The organism is Protofrankia sp. Cas4 (genome assembly GCF_963555915.1).
In the GTDB taxonomy this organism is placed as follows: domain Bacteria; phylum Actinomycetota; class Actinomycetes; order Frankiales; family Frankiaceae; genus Protofrankia.
This window is the reverse complement of sequence record NZ_CAUVXL010000219.1, coordinates 1-16805: the sequence shown is the minus strand read 5'-3', so window position 1 is coordinate 16805 and position 16805 is coordinate 1. Positions and strand designations below refer to the sequence as shown.

The window sequence follows — 16805 nt, the reverse complement described above, 5'->3', positions numbered from 1 at the left end:
GACGAGGTTTCGCTGTTACTGCCGATCTCGACGATGCCGAAGCGGGCGTTGGTCGCGTTCAATCTGGTCGGGCCGGGCGGGTCGGACGCCCATCTGATGCCCTATCCGGCAAGTGTGACGACTCAGGGTAACCTCATTGTGCGGCTGGCGGAGCACATCGGTTATCCGCCGTCGGAGGCATCACGCTTCGTCGTCGATGCGATCTCCCGGTTCCGGCCTGGCCGGTTCAGCGGTAACCATCCGGGGCTCGTTCCACGACGCGGTGCGTCGCTCGGTGTGCGGGCGATACGTGAATATCTCAACAAGGAGGCGGAGCTGGCTGTGTCGGAGGCGACGGTCCGGTCGTGGGCCGCACTCGTCGCCGGCACCGAGGCCATCCTGGGCCAGGCGTTGGCCGAACCGCCCGACCCGCTGAGCAGCGCAGACAATCTGCTGTTGGCCGTGGGGGAGCTGTGTCGCGATCTTCGCGTACCCGTCGACATCGACGAGGCCGGTATCGAGGCGTATCTGCTCGACTTCGTGGCGTGGATCGATGCGCTCGGTGGGGCCGGCGCCGAGGCGGTTCCGGTGCTGTCCACGGTCGCCGAGTACGGCCGGCGTTGGGAGGCGCTCGCGGCGGTGACGCTTGATCCCTACCGGCCAGCTCTGATCAAGATGCAGGAGGAGCGCCGGACGGTCCTGGACCGGTGGAGCCCGTTGCGTGGTGGTGACCAGTCGCTGTGGAGCTGGCTCGTCAATCCGACCGCGCTGGTGGATCTTGATCCGGGGGGTCCGGGAAGCTACCACGTCAGTGTGGGGACCGACGACACGAGTATTGAGATTCGCCATCCGGCCGTGATTGACTTGTATAACCGGCCAGTCGAACGTATGTTCGTAGAAGACCTTCAGCGAAACCGTGAGGTGTATGCGTACTACACGACCGACGCGCGCCGTCCGGTGCGTGCGAAGCTGCTTGTGGGGCTCAGCGTCTCGCGCGACATCTGGCGGGTGAACCTGGCGATCCTGACTCTGATGATCTTCACGGTGGGGCTGTCGGTGTTGCCTTTCCAGTTGAATGTCAATGCGGTGACCGTGGTCACCGTACCGTCGTCGTTCGCGGCCACCTTGCTGCTGACCCGGGAGCGCAGCAGCCTGGCGGCATGGGTCCTTGAGCCTTTCAAGCTCGCCCTGCTTGTCCTGCTGGTGGCCTTGGCGGTCACTGCTGGCGCACGGGCCGCGTTTGACTGGCACACCTCCGCGTAGCGACCGAGAGAGTAAACTGATCGTCGACACCCGAGGACGGGATGGTTGGCATGCCGAAGAACTACGGCCAGGGCGTGGGCGTTGACTCCTGGCGTGCTGGTGGTCTGCGGGGCCTTGTCCGGCTCGGCCGGATCGAACTGTGGACGAGGCTGGATCGCAACATGCTGCGACCGCCCGATGATGCTCCCGCCGCGGGAGCATCATCATCACGTCGCCGTCATCATCGGGATGCCGACGACTTGGCGTAGCCGTATGGTCGAGGTTCCCCAGGCGGACGTTGCCTGACAAGGCACTAAGGTGACCGACATGTCAGTGTTGTCCCGAGCGCCCTTCGGTCGCATGATCACTGCGATGGTCACCCCGTTCGCCGCGGGTGGCAAACTTGATCTTGATGGTGCCGCTGGGCTCGCCGAGCATCTGGTGGACGCCGGGAACGAAGGCTTGGTCGTCAACGGCACCACCGGGGAATCGCCTACCACCTCGGATGCGGAAAAGGAAGAGCTGCTGCGCGTGGTGGTCGAGACGGTTGGTGCCCGCGCCGCGGTGATCGCCGGGGTGGGCACCAATGACACTCGTCACACCGTGGAGTTGGCCAGGGCTGCGGAGAAGGCCGGCGCGTGCGGTCTGCTGGTGGTGAGCCCCTACTACAACAAGCCCCCGCAGGCGGGGCTCCTCGTGCACTTCACCGCCGCCGCCGACGCAACCGGCCTCCCGGTGATGATTTACGACATACCTGGCCGTAGCAGTGTGTCGGTGGCAACAGATACGCTGGTGCGACTCGCCGAGCATCCGCGGATCGTGGCGGTCAAGGACGCCAAGGACGACCTTGGAGCGTCATCGTGGGTCCTTGCCCGCACGGGTCTTGCGTACTACTCCGGGACGGACATGCTCAACCTCCCGTTGTTGTCGGTAGGTGCCGTCGGGGTGGTAAGCGTCGTCGGGCATGTCGCCACCAGCCGGATCCGCTCGATGATCGACGCTTTCGACGCAGGTGACGCGGTCCGTGCCCGTGCTCTGCACATGAGTCTGCTTCCGGCGTACGAGGGCCTATTCAGGAACCAAGGTGTGATCATGACAAAGGCTGCTCTCAATATGGCAGGACTGCCCGCTGGCGGTGTCCGCCCGCCACTGGTCGACGCGACGGACGATGAACGCGAGCGACTGCGTGTCGACCTCGCCGCGGCCGGGGTCGATCTCTGCGTGGACGCGAGCGCGACGGTGGGGTCCGCGTGAGCCATCCCCATCCCGGGTTGGGAACGCCACCGCCGCTGCCCCCGGACGGTCTGCGCATCGTCGCGCTCGGCGGCCTGGGCGAGATCGGCCGCAACATGACCGTGTTCGAGTTCGACGGCCGGCTGCTCATCGTCGACTGTGGGGTCCTGTTTCCCGAGACGGACCAGCCGGGCGTCGACCTGATCCTTCCCGACTTCACTGCGATTCGGGACAGGCTCGACGCGATCGATGCGGTCGTGCTCACCCACGCGCACGAGGACCACATCGGCGCCGTGCCCTACCTGCTACGTGAGCGTGCGGACATTCCGTTGGTCGGTTCCCGGCTGACCCTTGCGCTGATGGTGGCCAAGCTCGCCGAGCATCGCATCAGCCCGGTCACGATCGAGGTCCGGGAGGAACAGACCCAGAGCTTCGGCCCGTTCAACTGCGAGTTCTTCGCGGTCAACCACTCCATTCCGGACGCTTTGGCTGTCGCGATCCGCACTCCGGCGGGCCTTGTGCTGCACACCGGCGACTTCAAGATGGATCAACTACCCCTTGACGGCCGCCTGACCGACCTCGGTGGTTTCGCCCGGCTCGGCCGGGAAGGCGTCGATCTGCTTCTGTCCGACTCCACCAATGCCGAGGTACCGGGTTTTGTCACATCCGAGCGGGAGATTGCCCCGGTGCTCGACGGCGTGTTCCGGGATGCCAAGAAGCGGATCATCGTCGCGTGCTTTGCCAGCCATGTGCACCGGGTTCAGCAGGTTCTTGACGCGGCGGAAGCTCACGGTCGCTCGGTGTGCTTCGTCGGGCGGTCGATGGTCCGCAACATGGGGGTGGCCCGCGATCTCGGGCTGCTCAGGGTGCCGACCGGCCTTGTGATCGATCTGCGGGATGTCGGTGCGTTGCCCGACCGCAACATCTGCCTGGTCTCGACCGGGTCCCAGGGCGAGCCATTGTCGGCGCTGTCGCGGATGGCCAACCGCGACCACGCCATCCAGATCCAGGCCGGCGACACGGTGGTGCTGGCCTCCAGCCTGATACCCGGCAACGAGAACGCGGTCTACCGGGTGATCAACGGTTTGGCTCGCTGGGGCGCGAAGGTCGTTCACAAGGGGGTGGCAAAGGTCCACACCTCCGGCCACGCCCCAGCAGGCGAGCTGCTCTACGTCCTCAACGCTACCCGGCCGTCCAACGTGATGCCGGTGCACGGCGAATGGCGACACCTGCGGGCACACGGCGCGCTCGCCGAGGCCAGTGGTGTACCCGCCGACAGGGTGGTGCTGGCCGACGACGGCATGGTCGTCGACCTCGTCGACGGGCAGGCGAACATCACCGGTGTGGTCCCGTGCGGCTATGTCTACGTCGACGGGCTCGCGGTCGGCGACGTCGGCGAACCAAGCCTGAAGGATCGCCGCATCCTGGGCGAGGAGGGCTTCATCACGATCATGGTTGTCGTTGACGCGGCGTCCGGAAAGGTCGTGGGTGGTCCGGAACTGTCGACACGGGGCTTTTCCGACACCCACGATGCTTTCGAGCAGGTTCGCGGACTGGTCACCGACACGTTGGCGGAAGCGATGCGGTCGGGGATGGTCGACGTCGGCGCGCTCCAGCAGCTGGTACGTCGCACGGTCGGGCGCTGGGTCAGTGACACCTATCGACGTCGTCCGATGATTATTCCGGTTGTCGTCGAGGTCTGATCCGGCCCGGGGCGACGCGCCCGGAAGGTCGCGGTTGCCCGATGTCAGAGCCGCGGACCTGTACCCTCGGCGCGTGGCCACGCGGGCAGGTGGCACGCGTACGCGTGCCCAGGGCGGGACGGCGAGCTCCCGAGCCGCGCCCGCGCGGCGCCCGCCGGCGAAACCCCGGTCGAATGCACAGTCGAAGGGACAGAAGGGCGGTCGCGCAAAGGCGCCGCCACGCAAGCCCAGCGTGCCCTTCACGCTGCTGATCGCCCGGAGCGTCATCCGGTTGACGGTGCGTTTCTGGCTCGCTGCGGCCACGCTGTTGGGCAGTCTGCTACGCCGAATCGGCCGCGGCGCTCGTGACCTTCACATCGACGGGACCCACCAGCGGGACGGTGTGGCGCTCGCCGCGCTTGGTGCCACCGTCCTCACGGCGGCGGCAGTCTGGTTTCACGCCGCCGGGCCGGTCGGACGGGTTGTCTCCGTGGTGCTGCACTTCCTGGTCGGCGTGGGCGCGGTGGCGCTGCCGCTGTTCGGCTTGGGCGCGACCTGGAGACTTGTCCGCAGTCCCAGCGATCCAGACAGCCGCGGTCGGGTGGTGATCGGCTGGACCGCGTTCGCGTTGGGCGCGCTGGGGATCGTGCACCTGGCGCGCGGAGTTCCCGACTTCGCCGCCGGCCAGCACGCGATGGGGAGGGCGGGTGGGCTTGCCGGGTTCCTCGTCAGCTCGCCGTTGACTGGTGCCGTGACGGCCTACCTGGCCGCCCCGCTCCTGATTCTGCTCAGCCTGTTCGGCGTTCTCGTGATCACGAAGACGCCGATCCGCGCGGTTCCTGACCGGCTGCGGGACCTGCAGGACAAGCTCCTGGTGGGCATCCTCGCCGCCGATGACCGGGATGACGTCGACCGGGATGACGAACCGGACGACAGGCGGGGCAGGGATCAAGCTGCGTCGGTCGAAGGACGGCAGCTCGTTGACGATCTGCTGGGAATCACCTCGGCAGACGTCTTCGACATCGACGCGCCGGCGAGTGACGCGCCGGCGAGTGACGCGCCGGCGAGTGACGCGCCGGCGAGTGACGCGCTGGCGGCTGAAGAGCCGACGGCTGAAGAGCGGGCGCCCGTGCCGAGAGCCCGGCGCAGAACGCCGAAGGTGCCCGACCCGGCCCCGGTGATGCACTTCGTGGCGCCCAGCGCGGGTGGCGGTGTGGACAGCACCTACGTGCTGCCGTCGCCGACCCTGCTGCAACGGGGAACGCCGCCGAAGGTGCGGTCGGCCGCGACGGACACGGTGATCGCCTCACTGACGGATGTGTTCTCCCAGTTCCGGGTCGACGCCCGGGTGACTGGCTTCACCCGCGGGCCGACGGTGACCCGCTACGAGGTGGAGCTCGGTTCGGCCGTGAAGGTGGAGCGGATCACCCAGCTGGCCAAGAACATCGCGTATGCCGTCAAGAGCGCCGATGTCAGGATCATTAGTCCGATCCCGGGCAAGAGCGCGGTCGGTGTCGAGATCCCCAACACCGACCGGGAGCTGGTCTCCCTCGGTGACGTCCTGCGCAGCACCGAGGCGACCGGTAACCCACATCCGCTGATGGTGGGGCTGGGCAAGGACATCGAGGGGGGGTATGTCGTCGCGAACCTGGCGAAGATGCCCCACATCCTCATCGCGGGCGCCACCGGCGCCGGTAAGTCGACCTGTATCAACACGCTGATCACAAGTGTGCTGGCGCGGGCCAGCCCTGACCAGGTGCGGTTGGTGCTGGTCGACCCGAAACGGGTCGAACTGACCAACTACGAGGGCATCCCACATCTGATCACGCCGATCATCACGAATCCGAAGAAGGCCGCGGACGCGCTGGCCTGGGTTGTCAAGGAGATGGAGAACCGGTACGAGGATCTTGCCGCCTGCGGGGTTCGCCACGTCGACGACTTCAACCGCAAGGTCAGAGCGGGAGAGATCGTGGCGCCGCCGGGCTCGGAGCGGGTGTACGTGCCGTATCCGTACATCCTGACGATCGTCGATGAGCTCGCCGATCTGATGATGGTGGCGCCACGGGACGTGGAGGACGCGATCTGCCGGATCACGGCCATGGCACGAGCCGTCGGCATCCATCTTGTGCTGGCGACCCAGCGCCCGTCGGTGGACGTGGTGACCGGTCTGATCAAAGCGAACGTGCCGTCGCGGTTGGCGTTTGCGACCTCGTCCCTGGCGGACAGCCGGGTCATCCTCGACCAGGCCGGTGCCGAGAAGCTGGTCGGGCTCGGTGACGCACTCTTCCTGCCGATGGGTGCGGGCAAGCCGGCTCGTATCCAGGGCGCCTTTGTTTCCGAGGAGGAGATAGCGGCGATCGTCGCCCATACTAAGGAACAGGCGACTCCGGCGTTCCGCGAGGATGTGTTCGTCGGTCAGGGCGAGTCCAAGAAGGACGTCGACGAGGACATCGGCGACGATCTTGCTTTGTTCCTGCAGGCGGTGGAGCTGGTGGTGTCCACCCAGTTCGGGTCGACGTCGATGCTCCAGCGCAAGCTGCGGGTGGGTTTCGCCAAGGCCGGCCGGTTGATGGACCTCATGGAAAGCCGCGGAATCGTCGGGCCCAGCGAGGGCTCGAAGGCGCGGGACGTGCTGGTCATGCTCGACGAACTTGAGGGTCTCCTGACAACCCTGCGTAATGGATAGCAAGCGTCCTGGTGGTCCTGAGGACCGGCTTTCGGCTGGTGGCCGACGACCGTAGACTCAAGTCCACTGATCTGACCGGTGCGGAGGTTGGCCATGCGGTCCGATGCTGGCGTGGGTGCGGCGCTTGCCGCGGCCCGTGGCGCGCGGGGCATGTCCGTTGCCGAGGTCAGTGAGCGGACCCGTATCCGTGTGACGTTGATCAAGAAGATGGAGAACGAAGACTTCGCCGGTTGCGGCGGCGTGGTGTACGCACGTGGTCACATTCGGAGTATCGCTCGTATGTTGGAGATCGATCCGGAACCTTTGATCGCCGACTACGACCGGGTGCACGGCCGGGTGCCGGAGGCGCCTGTGCATCTGCCCCGGGAGTTCGACCCGCTTATCGCCGGCGGCGGGCCGCGACGTCAGGGTTTCGCCCGGATGCCGGCGGTAGCCATCTCGCTGGCATCGGTGTGCGTGCTGGTCGGCCTCGCCGTCGTGCTGACTCCGGGCGGGTCAGGCGGGACTGCCGGAGTCGCGCAGGGCGCCACCGCCGCTGTCGTTGCGCCGTCGTTGCAGGGTGGGGCCGCGCCGGCCCAGCCCGCCACCACACCCCGGCCGACGACACCGCCGCCGGCCGGGGTGAACGTCCTCGTGGCGGTTCGTGGTGATCCGAGCTGGCTGGAGGTCCGCGACGAGAGTGCCCGGGTTCTGCTACAGCAGATCCTGCAGCCCGGTGACAGCCGCACAGTCACGGCCGATCGTTCCATGGAGATCAAAATGGGGAATGCGGGGGCCGTTGACGTGTCCTGTAATGGGCGGAATCTGGGGCCGAGCGGGAACCCTGGCCAGGTTGTCACCGTCCGCGTCGGTCTCGGTACCTCGGGAGACTGCATCGTTGGTGGTGCGGCGCCCCGGTAGCCTGACGTCGTGCCCGATCGCCCCGTTCGCAGCGTCGCCCTGATCACATTGGGATGTTCCCGTAACGATGTGGACTCCGAAGAGCTGGCAGCGCGGCTCGGTGTCGACGGCTGGACGGTGGTCGACGATCCGAGTGGCGCCGACGCCGTGGTTGTGAACACCTGCGGTTTCATCGAGGTCGCAAAGAAGGACTCGATCGACACCGTGCTCGCCGCCGCCGACCTGCGTGACAGTGACGGGGGCCCGCGGGCGGTGGTCGCCGTGGGGTGCCTGGCTGAGCGGTACGGCCGGGAACTGGCGGACAGCCTGCCGGAGGCGGACGCGGTACTGGGTTTTGATGCCTACCCGGCGCTGGGGCGACATCTGGATGCCGTGCTGCGCGGTGAGACGCCACGCGCACACACCCCGCGTGACCGGCGGACCCTGCTTCCGATCACTCCCGTGGACCGGCAGCGGGTCGACCGCCCGGCACCGGAAGTCCTGCGGAAACGCCTGGTCGGCGGTCCGGTCGCGCCATTGAAGATCTCCAGTGGATGCGACCGTCGCTGTGCGTTCTGTTCGATTCCGACGTTCCGTGGCTCGCATGTCTCCCGTCCACCGCAGGAGGTCATGGCCGAGGCAGAGTGGCTGGCCGGTCAGGGCGTGCGGGAACTGGTCCTGGTCAGTGAGAACTCGACCTCCTACGGCAAGGACCTGGGGGACCTGCGGGCGCTGGAGAAGCTCCTTCCCCAGCTGGCCGCGATCGCAGGCGTCGTGCGCGTCCGGGCCGTGTACCTTCAGCCGGCGGAGGTGCGGCCGTCCTTGCTGGAGACGCTTCTGACGACATCCGGGGTCGCCCCTTATCTCGATCTGTCGTTCCAGCATGCGAGCCCGTCGGTACTTCGGCGGATGCGCCGCTTCGGCGGCGCTGACGCCTTCGGTGACCTACTGGCCCGGGCGCGCGCCTTCGCCCCGGAGCTCGGGGCACGTTCGAACGTGATCCTCGGTTTTCCGGGCGAGACCTCGGCGGACGTCGCGATTCTCGAGCGTTTTCTCGCCGATGCCGATCTTGATGCCGTCGGGGTCTTCGGCTATTCCGACGAGGATGGCACCGAGGCGGCCAGCCTGCCCGACAAGGTCACCCCGGCAACCGTGCGCCGGCGTCAGCAACGGGTTACCGACCTGGTCGAGCAGCTGACCGCCGAGCGGGCACAGCGGCGGATCTCCTCGGTCGTCGAGGTTCTCGTGGAAGAGGTCGTCGGCGGGCTGGCGCATGGGCGGGCGGCCCATCAGCAGCCCGAGGTTGACGGCGCATGCACCGTTGCGTTGCCGGCCGGATCGGTCGCGGAGGTCCGGGTGGGGGATCTGGTGAGCGCCACGGTGGTTGCGACCGAGGGCGTTGATCTGATCGCCGAGTTCGTCAATGTCGTCAATGTCGTTGATTCCGTGTCGAGGTGAGTGCACCCGGGCCGGGTACTGCCGTCAGCCGGATGAACCTGGCCAACGCACTCACCGTCCTGCGGCTCGCGCTCGTGCCGGTGTTCGTGGCGTTGATGTTCGTAGCCGGTGGTCACGTCACGGGCTGGCGGGTGGCCGCATGTGTCGCGTACGCGGTCGCGGCGCTGACCGATCAGGTTGACGGGTATGTTGCCCGCAGCCGGAGCCTCGTCACCGATTTCGGGATCATCCTCGACCCGATCGCGGACAAGACACTGACCGGCGCCGCGCTGGTGTCCCTCTCCCTCCTGGGCGACCTGCCGTGGCCGGTGACCGTCGTCGTCGCGGTCCGGGAGGTCGGTGTGACGCTGCTGCGGTTGTGGGTGATCCGGCGTGGGGTCATGGCGGCCAGCCGCGGTGGCAAGCTCAAGACCCTGTTGCTCAACTGTGCGCTCGGTCTCTATGTTCTACCGCTGGACGGGGTGGGCGCGTCAGCCAGGGCGGTCATTCTGGCTGCCGGTGTGCTGGTCGCGGTCGTCACGGGTCTGGATTATGTGGGGCGGGCACTGGCCTTGCGGCGGGCGGCGACGCAGGTTACCGAAAGAGCGCTGGAGGACAGCGATGCGAGTTGAACTGCTGGCCGTGGGAGACGAACTGCTTTTCGGAGACATTGTCAACGGCAACGCCGCATGGCTCGGGCGGCAGCTCGCGGACGTGGGTGTCGTGCTGAAGACCTCCACGGTGGTGGGTGACGACGTCGAGATGATCGCGGCCAGGATTGCCGAGGGCCTCGGTCGGGCGGACGCCGTCATCATGACCGGTGGGCTGGGGCCGACCCAGGACGATGTGACCCGCGAGGGGATCGCCCGGGCCGCCGGGGTGGGGCTGCGCCGGGACGCCTTCCTGGAGGCGATGCTGCGTAGGCGTTTTCGTGCGCTCGGGCGGGAGGGCCCGGCCGCCGGCGGCGTCGTGGCGCCGGAGATGAACTACCGCCAGGCGGACATACCCGAGGGTGGCGAGCCGTTACCCAACGAGGTCGGTACGGCACCCGGCATCCAGCTGGAGATGGCGGGCGGGGTGGTATATGCGATGCCCGGGGTGCCGCACGAGATGTACCCGATGTTCACCGGGTCGGTCCTGCCGGATCTGCTCCGCCGGGCGGGCGAGCCCGCGGTCGTGGTGCACCGGGTGCTGCGGACCGCCGGGGTCTGGGAGTCGGTGGTCGCCCACGCCCTCGCCGAGGAGATCGACCGGCTCGCCCCGATCGGCAACCCGACGATCGCCTTTCTCGCCAGCGGCGGTCAGACCCGGGTCCGGATCAGCGCCCGGGCCGGTGACCGGGCGCAGGCCTACACGCTCATCGAGCCGGTCGAGGCGGCGGCGCGGGCAGCCCTGGGCAGTGCGCTCTACGGCGTCGACGACGACACGTTGGAGGGAACCGTCCTGGGCCTGCTCGCAGACCGGGGCGAGACCCTCGCGGTCGCCGAGTCGTTGACGGGCGGTCTACTCGCGGGGCGCCTCACCGACGTCCCGGGCGCGAGCGCGGTGTTCCACGGCGGCGTGGTCACCTACGCAACCGACGCCAAGGTGTCGGTGCTGGGCGTCGACGCGGGGCTGCTGGCCACCAGCGGCGCGGTGTCGACCGAGGCGGCCGCGGCGATGGCCACCGGCGTCCGGGACCTGCTCGGGGCGACCCACGGGCTCGCGGTGACCGGCGTGGCCGGTCCCGACGAGCTGGAGGGCAAGCCGGTCGGGACGTTGTACATCGGTATCGCGGGGCCGTTCGGCGTGGCGACCAGGTCTGCCCGCCTGCCCGGAGACCGGCCGCAGAACCGTACCTACGCAGTTGTCCAGGCATTGGACGCTCTTCGGCGTACCCTGGCAGTTCATACGTGCCAGCCGGGATGAATCGCGGACGCGGGTTGCTTACATAGTTACATTCGCATCAACGGTCGGCCATCCCGGTGGACGGCAGGTATACGGTAAGGCCCAGCCCGAGGACGAAGGAGGAGGCACGATGGTCCTGCTCCGACGCATGCTCGGCGAGGCATTGCGCCGCCGCCGTCAAGATCAACATCGAACCCTCCGTGAGGTGTCCTCCGCCGCGAGGGTATCGCTCGGATACCTCTCCGAGATCGAACGTGGGCAGAAGGAGGCGAGTTCGGAGCTGCTCGCCGCGATCTGTGCGGCGCTCGGTGTCCGGCTGGCCGATCTGCTCCGTGAGGTGAGCGACGACCTGGAGCTCGCCGAGTTCGCCGCCGGTGGGTCGGCGCGGGTTGGCGGCCCGATGGCGGGTATGGCGCCCATGGCGGCCATGGCGGCACGCGGGGGCGGCACATCCACCGCCGTGGTGGAGCGCGCAGCTTAGCTTCGCGGCGCAGCGCCGGCGTGGGACGATCGGTGCATGGCGAACGTCGTCCGCAAGTTCTACCGCTACCTGTCTGCATCGGCGAACCGGAAGCTGGACGACCGGGCCGATCCGCGGGTCCAGATCGACCAGGCGATTACTGAGGCCCAGCGCCAGCATCAGGCACTCGTCGGGCAGGCCGCCGCCGTGGTGGGTAACCAGCGGCAGCTGGAGATGCGGATGGCACGTCAGATCGACGAGGCGGAAAGCCTGGCCGCATCCGCGCGTCAGGCCGTCATACTCGCCGATGCGGCCAATGCGAACGGCGATGCGACCGGCGGCGAACGGTACGAGCAAACCGCACGGGCTTTCGCCGGCCAGCTCGTGGCCGTGGAGGGTTCTCTGGAGGAGCTCAAGGCCCTGCACCAACAGGCCACCTTCTCGGCAGAGCAGGCCCGTCGTGCCGTCGAGGACAACACCGCGCGGTTGCAGGGGCAGCTTGCCGAGCGCGCGCGCCTGCTGACCCAGATCGAGCATGCCGCCATGCAGGAGCAGCTGAGCAAGGCCCTTGATGGAATGTCCCAGCTGACTCCGCCGGGTGACACCCCCACGCTGGCGGAGGTCCGCGACAAGGTCGAGCAGCGCTACGCGGTATCCCTGGGACGCCATGAACTTGCCTCCCAGGGCGTGGAGGCCCGGATGTTGGAGATCCGCAGGGCGACCATGGACGCGAAGGCGTCCAATCGGCTGACCGAGATCCGCACAGCGCTGTCCGCCGACAAGCGCTCCCCGGACCAGTTGGAATCCTGACCCGATGCTGGTGACCCGATGCTGGTGAATTACCTACCGGAGTGGCTGCGCGCCGACGTTGAACGCCGGAGCCTGGTACGCGGTGAGCGGCGGCTCGTCCGGGGGCACGCTCGCCGCCGGCGGCGGGCCGAGCGGTCCACCCGGCTGTGGATCGGGGTGGCCGTTGTCGCCCCGGCGATCGCGGCGGTGGAGGGCAGCTGGGGGTGGCTGGTCGTGGCGGCCGGCGCGTTGGCCCGGGCAGGCCTGGCCTGGCACCAGGCACAGGGTGCCGCGTCGTTGTCGCCCGTGGTCCTGCCGCTGCCGAGCGCACCCCTACCGTCGCGGGTACGCCTGTACGGGTCGGCCGCGGCGGACCCGTTGCAGCGCGGTGAGGCGGCAATTGCCGCGCTTGCGGCGATCATGCGGGCGTCGCCGCCGGGACCGGCCGCCGAGGCGGTCCGCGCGGCGATGGCATCGGCCGCGGAGGTGGTGGACAGCCTGCGGAATCGGGCCCAGCACGTCCTGGCCTGCGAGTCGGCGGCTCGGGCGGTTGCCGACGCCGGCCGCCGTGCCGAGATCATTTCGACGGTCTCGGACCTGGTGAGCGCGATGAACGCCGCGGTGCAGGCGTTGGACGCCATGCTGGCCGCCGCCACCGACCTGCTCGCCTCAACGGTCTCGACCGTCTCAACGCCGTTGACGCCCGGGCAGCTCGACGGTCTTGACCGCCAGACGGCCACCCTGCGGGCCTTTGCCGAGGGCTTGCGTGACCTCAGGCGCTGACCTCAGGGGCTGACCTCAGGCGCGCAGCCGCAGGCCGCCCGGAGTGTGCTGGAAGCCCGCGCGTTCCAGCGCACGGCCGAGTTCGCTGCCGAGCAGGTCATGAGCAAGCCGCAGCTGGCCGCCGGCCCTGCGGACGGTGTCCACGAGGGCGTCCGCCGCCGGCGCCAGGACCGTGGACTCGTCCGTCCAGGTCAACACGGTCCTGCCACCGCGTTCGACATACATGATTAACTCGCCGTCGACCAGGACGACCAGCGCGCCGGGCGTGCGCCCTGGTCGGTGCCCACCGCCGGCCGGTGCGGGCCATGGCAATGCCGCGCCGTAGGGGTTGGCGGGATCGGCCGCGGCCAGCACGACCGCACCCGACGGTGGCGTGGTGGCCCGCAGCCGGTCGACCGCGCCGGTGACGGCGAACTGAGCCGCCCCGAGGGACTCCACGAAGTAGCCGCGCCGGCATCGGCCGGAATCTTCGAATGCCGACAGGACGCGGTACATCCCGGCGAAGCCGCCTGGGATCCGTTCGGCTGCGACCGCACCGCGGGTGACGATCCCATACCGTTCGAGCATCGCTTCGGCCTGTGCGTGGGCTCGCAGCGTCGGATCCGGATCACGTTCAGGCAGCAGGGACCAGCGGCCGGCGACCGTCGGTGGGCCGCCGCGGCGCGGCATGGCCGGACGCGGGATGCGCTGGTTGCTCCGGTGGGTACCGCGCCCACCGCTCAGCGCGGCTCGCAATGGGGCGAAGGTGTCGTTGGTGACCAGGCCCGCCCACACCAGGTCCCACAGGGCGCTTGCGAGCGCGGTGTCGTCGAGACTGGTGACCCGGTCGGACAAGGTCCGGAAGAACAGCGCAGCCTGTCCGTCGAGGGCCGCCAGCACCGCGCCGTGCAGCGGGGTGCTGGCGGCGTCCGGTACCGCCGGGGGCAGCAGCAGGGCCGCGGCGTCCGCTGGCACCAGGGTCACCCAGCCGTCGTTGCCGGGCAGGCCGCCGGCCCCTGCCCACAGTACCTCGCCAGACACGCACAGCTCATCAAGCAGTGCCGGGCTGTAGCCCGACACCCGGCTCGGCAGGACGAACTGTTCCCAGGCGCTGGCCGGGACAAGCGCACCCTGAAGTTGTTCGACGGTCCGGGCCACCGCGTCGATGCCGTGCGAGCCCGTACCGCCGCCCCCGGGAGAGACCCCCTGCCAGCCTGGCAGAAACCGGGCGAACACCTGGACGGGTACCGGCTCGACAGCACGCCGCGACGCCGCGAGGCTGCGCCGGCGAAGTGCCCGTAGGACGCCTTCGTCACACCACTGTTCGCCGGTGCCGCCCGGGCGGAGCTCGCCGCGCACGAGCCGGCCGGTGCCGACCATCCGTTCCAGACCGGCGCTGACCACCCCGACGCCCAGACCGAACCGGTGCGCCACCGCTTCGGTGTCGAACGGCCCGTGCGTGCGGGCATATCGCGACAGCAGGTCCCCCAGGGGATCGACGACGGTCGCGGTGAAGGTCCCGGGAACACCGAGGGGAACCGGTACGCCGAGGGCGTCGCGCAGTCGCCCGGCGTCCTCGATCGCCACCCAACGTTGCGTACCAGCGATGCGCACCCGCAGCGCGCGGTGTGTGTCGGCAAGTTCGGCGAGCCAGGCCGTGGTCGCTCCCCGAGCCAGTGCCTCGGCGGTGGTGAGGTCGCCGACCACCCGCAGCAGATCGGCTGTGCCCTCGACGTCGTGCGCGCGGCGGTCGGGCGCCAGCTGTTGGAGCTCGGCCTCGAGCTGTGCCAGCACAGCCGTGTCGATCAGTTCGCGCAGATCCGCCTGACCGAGCAGCTGCGCGAGCAGGGAACTGTCCAACGCCAGTACCTGGGCCCGGCGTTCGGCCAGTGGCGTGTCACCGGCGTACATGAACGCGGCGACATAGCCGAACAGCATCGAACGGGCGAAGGGCGACGGCGTGGCGGTCTCGACCTCCACCACACGCATGGTTCGTGACGCCACGTCACGCATCAGCCCCGTCAGCGCGGGGACGTCGAAGACGTCCTGCAGGCATTCCCGCATGGTCTCCAGCACGATCGGGAAGTTGTCGAAGCGTGCCGTCACCGCCAGCAGATGGGCGCTGCGCTGGCGCTGCTGCCACAGTGGCGTTCGCCGGCCAGGGGTACGTCGGGGCAGCAGCAGCGCCCGGGCGGCACACTCGCGGAACCGACTCGCGAACAGCGCGCTCGTGCTGACCTCCGTGCGGACCACCGCGTCGATTTCGTCCGGGTCGAACACGACGACGTCGGCGGTGGGAGCGATGTCGGCGTCGGGTACCCGCGCCACGATGCCGTCGTCGGAGTGCATGATCTGTACTTCGGTGCCGTAACGGTCGCGTAGGCGTGCCCCGATGGCCAGCGCCCACGGCGCGTTCACCAGGGCGCCGAACGGAGCGTGAACCGCCAGCCGCCAGTCACCTAGCTCGTCGCGAAAGCGTTCGACGACGATCGTCCGGTCGTCCGGCAGGTGACCGGTTGCCTCCTGCTGCTCGACGAGGTAGGCGAGCAGGTTGTCGGTGGCCCACTCGTCGAGACCCGCCGCCTGGATGCGTTGGCGCGCACCTGCGGGCCCGAGACGGGCGAGTTCCCGGGTGAACGCGCCGAGCGCGCGACCCAGCTCGGCCGGCCGCCCGGGTGTGTCGCCGTGCCAGAACGGCAGCCGCCCCGGCTGTCCCGGCGCCGGGGTCACCAGTACCCGATCAGGGGTGATCTCCTCAATGCGCCAACTGGACGAGCCGAGCAGGACGACGTCACCGACCCGCGACTCGTAGACCATCTCCTCGTCCAGCTCGCCCACCCGGCTTGCCTTCTCGCCGACGAGGAAGACACCGAACAGACCCCGGTCGGGGATGGTGCCTCCGCTGGTGACCGCGAGACGACCGGAACCGGGCCGGCCGGTGAGCGTGCCGGTGGCGCGGTCCCAGACGACCCGCGGGCGCAGTTCGGCGAAGTCGTCGGAGGGGTATCGACCGGCGAGCATGTCCAGGACGGCATCCAACATCGCCGGTGGCAGGGTCGCGAACGGCGCGGCGCGCCGGACCAACGCGGCCAGGTCGTCGACCGACCACGGTTCCATGGCGACCATCGCCACGATCTGCTGGGCCAGGACGTCGAGTGGGTTGCGTCGGTAGCGCAGCTCCTCGATCGCACCGTCGCGCATCCGTTCGGCCACGACGGCGCACTCCGGGAGGTCGCCACGGTGCCGGGGCACAATCACCCCGCGGCTGACGGCTCCGACCTGGTGCCCGCCGCGCCCAACCCGCTGCATGCCCGCGGCGACGCTGGGTGGCGACTCGACCTGGATGACGAGGTCCACCGCTCCCATGTCGATGCCGAGCTCCAGACTGGAGGTGGCCACCACCGCGGCCAGCCGGCCGGCCTTCAGATCGTCCTCGATGAGCGCCCGTTGTTCCCGGCTGACGCTGCCGTGATGGGCCCGGGCCAGCGGCTGATCGGTGTGCGTGCGCGCGGTGTACGCCTCGTTCAGGTGGGCGCACAGTCGTTCGGCGAGGCGCCGCGAATTGGCGAAGACGATCGTCGAGCGGTGCGCGAGTACAAGATCGAGGATGCGTTCCTCCACGGCGGCGGGACTGTCCGCAAGGCTGGTCATGTCCGCCACCGGTACGACCACGTCGATCTGCAGCGTCTTGTCGGCCGGTGGGCATACGACCGTGACCTGGCCAGCCCCGCCGAGCAGGCGCGCGACCTCCTCGATCGGGCGAACGGTC

General features: G+C 68.9%; 14 protein-coding genes and 1 pseudogene. 13 read left to right on the top strand and 2 right to left on the bottom strand.

The window, feature by feature from the left end:
• The 5 genes and pseudogenes from U9979_RS19935 to U9979_RS25350 all read left to right on the top strand — a co-directional run.
• A partial coding sequence (locus U9979_RS19935; protein ID WP_322780586.1) for a hypothetical protein occupies window positions 1–1242 on the top strand: 1242 nt, incomplete at its 5' end.
• 50 nt (window positions 1243–1292) lie between these two features.
• Window positions 1293–1490, top strand: coding sequence for a hypothetical protein (locus U9979_RS19930; protein ID WP_322780585.1), 198 nt, complete (start codon window positions 1293–1295; stop codon window positions 1488–1490).
• A 58-nt stretch (window positions 1491–1548) separates the two neighbouring features.
• Window positions 1549–2475, top strand: a complete 927-nt coding sequence (gene dapA, locus U9979_RS19925; RefSeq protein WP_322747855.1) for a 4-hydroxy-tetrahydrodipicolinate synthase — start codon at window positions 1549–1551, stop codon at window positions 2473–2475.
• Window positions 2472–4157, top strand: coding sequence for a ribonuclease J (locus U9979_RS19920; protein ID WP_322780584.1), 1686 nt, complete (start codon window positions 2472–2474; stop codon window positions 4155–4157). The genes dapA and U9979_RS19920 overlap by 4 nt, the downstream gene beginning before the upstream one ends.
• Window positions 4158–4230: 73 nt before the next feature.
• Window positions 4231–4923 (top strand): annotated as a pseudogene (locus U9979_RS25350) (cell division protein FtsK); the annotation flags it as partial.
• A gap of 161 nt (window positions 4924–5084) precedes the next feature.
• Here the strand turns inward: U9979_RS25350 and U9979_RS25345 are convergent.
• Window positions 5085–5360 carry a pentapeptide repeat-containing protein gene (locus tag U9979_RS25345; RefSeq protein ID WP_416220266.1) on the bottom strand — a complete coding sequence of 92 codons (276 nt, stop codon included), beginning with the start codon at window positions 5358–5360 and terminating at the stop codon, window positions 5085–5087.
• On the opposite strand from U9979_RS25345, the gene U9979_RS25340 reads away from it, so the two are divergent.
• The 8 genes from U9979_RS25340 to pspM all read left to right on the top strand — a co-directional run bounded on the left by U9979_RS25340 (window position 5317) and on the right by pspM (window position 13057).
• Complete coding sequence (locus U9979_RS25340) at window positions 5317–6822, top strand: DNA translocase FtsK (RefSeq protein ID WP_416220265.1); 1506 nt, start codon at window positions 5317–5319, stop codon at window positions 6820–6822. The two genes, U9979_RS25345 and U9979_RS25340, sit on opposite strands and share 44 nt — an antisense overlap.
• A 93-nt stretch (window positions 6823–6915) precedes the next feature.
• Window positions 6916–7722, top strand: coding sequence for a helix-turn-helix domain-containing protein (locus U9979_RS19910; RefSeq protein WP_322780582.1), 807 nt, complete (start codon window positions 6916–6918; stop codon window positions 7720–7722).
• 9 nt (window positions 7723–7731) lie between these two features.
• Window positions 7732–9159, top strand: a complete 1428-nt coding sequence (locus U9979_RS19905; protein WP_322780581.1) for a MiaB/RimO family radical SAM methylthiotransferase — start codon at window positions 7732–7734, stop codon at window positions 9157–9159.
• 32 nt (window positions 9160–9191) lie between these two features.
• Entirely contained in the window at window positions 9192–9770 is a 579-nt protein-coding gene (locus U9979_RS19900; protein ID WP_322780587.1) for a CDP-alcohol phosphatidyltransferase family protein, read from the top strand.
• Window positions 9760–11046, top strand: a complete 1287-nt coding sequence (locus tag U9979_RS19895; RefSeq protein ID WP_322780580.1) for a competence/damage-inducible protein A — start codon at window positions 9760–9762, stop codon at window positions 11044–11046. Before U9979_RS19900 ends, U9979_RS19895 begins: the two co-directional genes overlap by 11 nt.
• A 109-nt stretch (window positions 11047–11155) precedes the next feature.
• On the top strand, window positions 11156–11506 hold the full coding sequence (locus U9979_RS19890; protein ID WP_322780579.1) for a helix-turn-helix transcriptional regulator: 351 nt from the start codon (window positions 11156–11158) through the stop codon (window positions 11504–11506).
• Window positions 11507–11542: 36 nt separating this feature from the next.
• Window positions 11543–12295 carry a PspA/IM30 family protein gene (locus tag U9979_RS19885; protein ID WP_322747862.1) on the top strand — a complete coding sequence of 251 codons (753 nt, stop codon included), beginning with the start codon at window positions 11543–11545 and terminating at the stop codon, window positions 12293–12295.
• An 18-nt stretch (window positions 12296–12313) separates the two neighbouring features.
• The gene (gene pspM / locus U9979_RS19880; protein WP_322780578.1) at window positions 12314–13057 is read left to right on the top strand and encodes a phage shock envelope stress response protein PspM; all 744 of its coding nucleotides are present in this window, start codon (window positions 12314–12316) and stop codon (window positions 13055–13057) included.
• 15 nt (window positions 13058–13072) lie between these two features.
• On the opposite strand, the gene U9979_RS19875 is transcribed toward pspM, so the two are convergent.
• Window positions 13073–16805 (bottom strand): helicase-related protein (locus U9979_RS19875; protein ID WP_322780577.1); only part of this gene is annotated, 3733 nt, incomplete at its 5' end.

Excerpts from the sequence above, each read along its gene's own strand:
- U9979_RS19930 (WP_322780585.1), top strand. The coding sequence starts at position 1,293 with ATGCCGAAGAACTACGGCCAGGGCGTGGGCGTTGACTCCTGGCGTGCT.
- dapA (WP_322747855.1), top strand. The coding sequence starts at position 1,549 with ATGTCAGTGTTGTCCCGAGCGCCCTTCGGTCGCATGATCACTGCGATG.
- U9979_RS25340 (WP_416220265.1), top strand. The coding sequence starts at position 5,317 with ATGCACTTCGTGGCGCCCAGCGCGGGTGGCGGTGTGGACAGCACCTAC.
- U9979_RS19910 (WP_322780582.1), top strand. The coding sequence starts at position 6,916 with ATGCGGTCCGATGCTGGCGTGGGTGCGGCGCTTGCCGCGGCCCGTGGC.
- U9979_RS19900 (WP_322780587.1), top strand. The coding sequence starts at position 9,192 with ATGAACCTGGCCAACGCACTCACCGTCCTGCGGCTCGCGCTCGTGCCG.
- U9979_RS19895 (WP_322780580.1), top strand. The coding sequence starts at position 9,760 with ATGCGAGTTGAACTGCTGGCCGTGGGAGACGAACTGCTTTTCGGAGAC.
- U9979_RS19890 (WP_322780579.1), top strand. The coding sequence starts at position 11,156 with ATGGTCCTGCTCCGACGCATGCTCGGCGAGGCATTGCGCCGCCGCCGT.
- U9979_RS19885 (WP_322747862.1), top strand. The coding sequence starts at position 11,543 with ATGGCGAACGTCGTCCGCAAGTTCTACCGCTACCTGTCTGCATCGGCG.
- pspM (WP_322780578.1), top strand. The coding sequence starts at position 12,314 with ATGCTGGTGAATTACCTACCGGAGTGGCTGCGCGCCGACGTTGAACGC.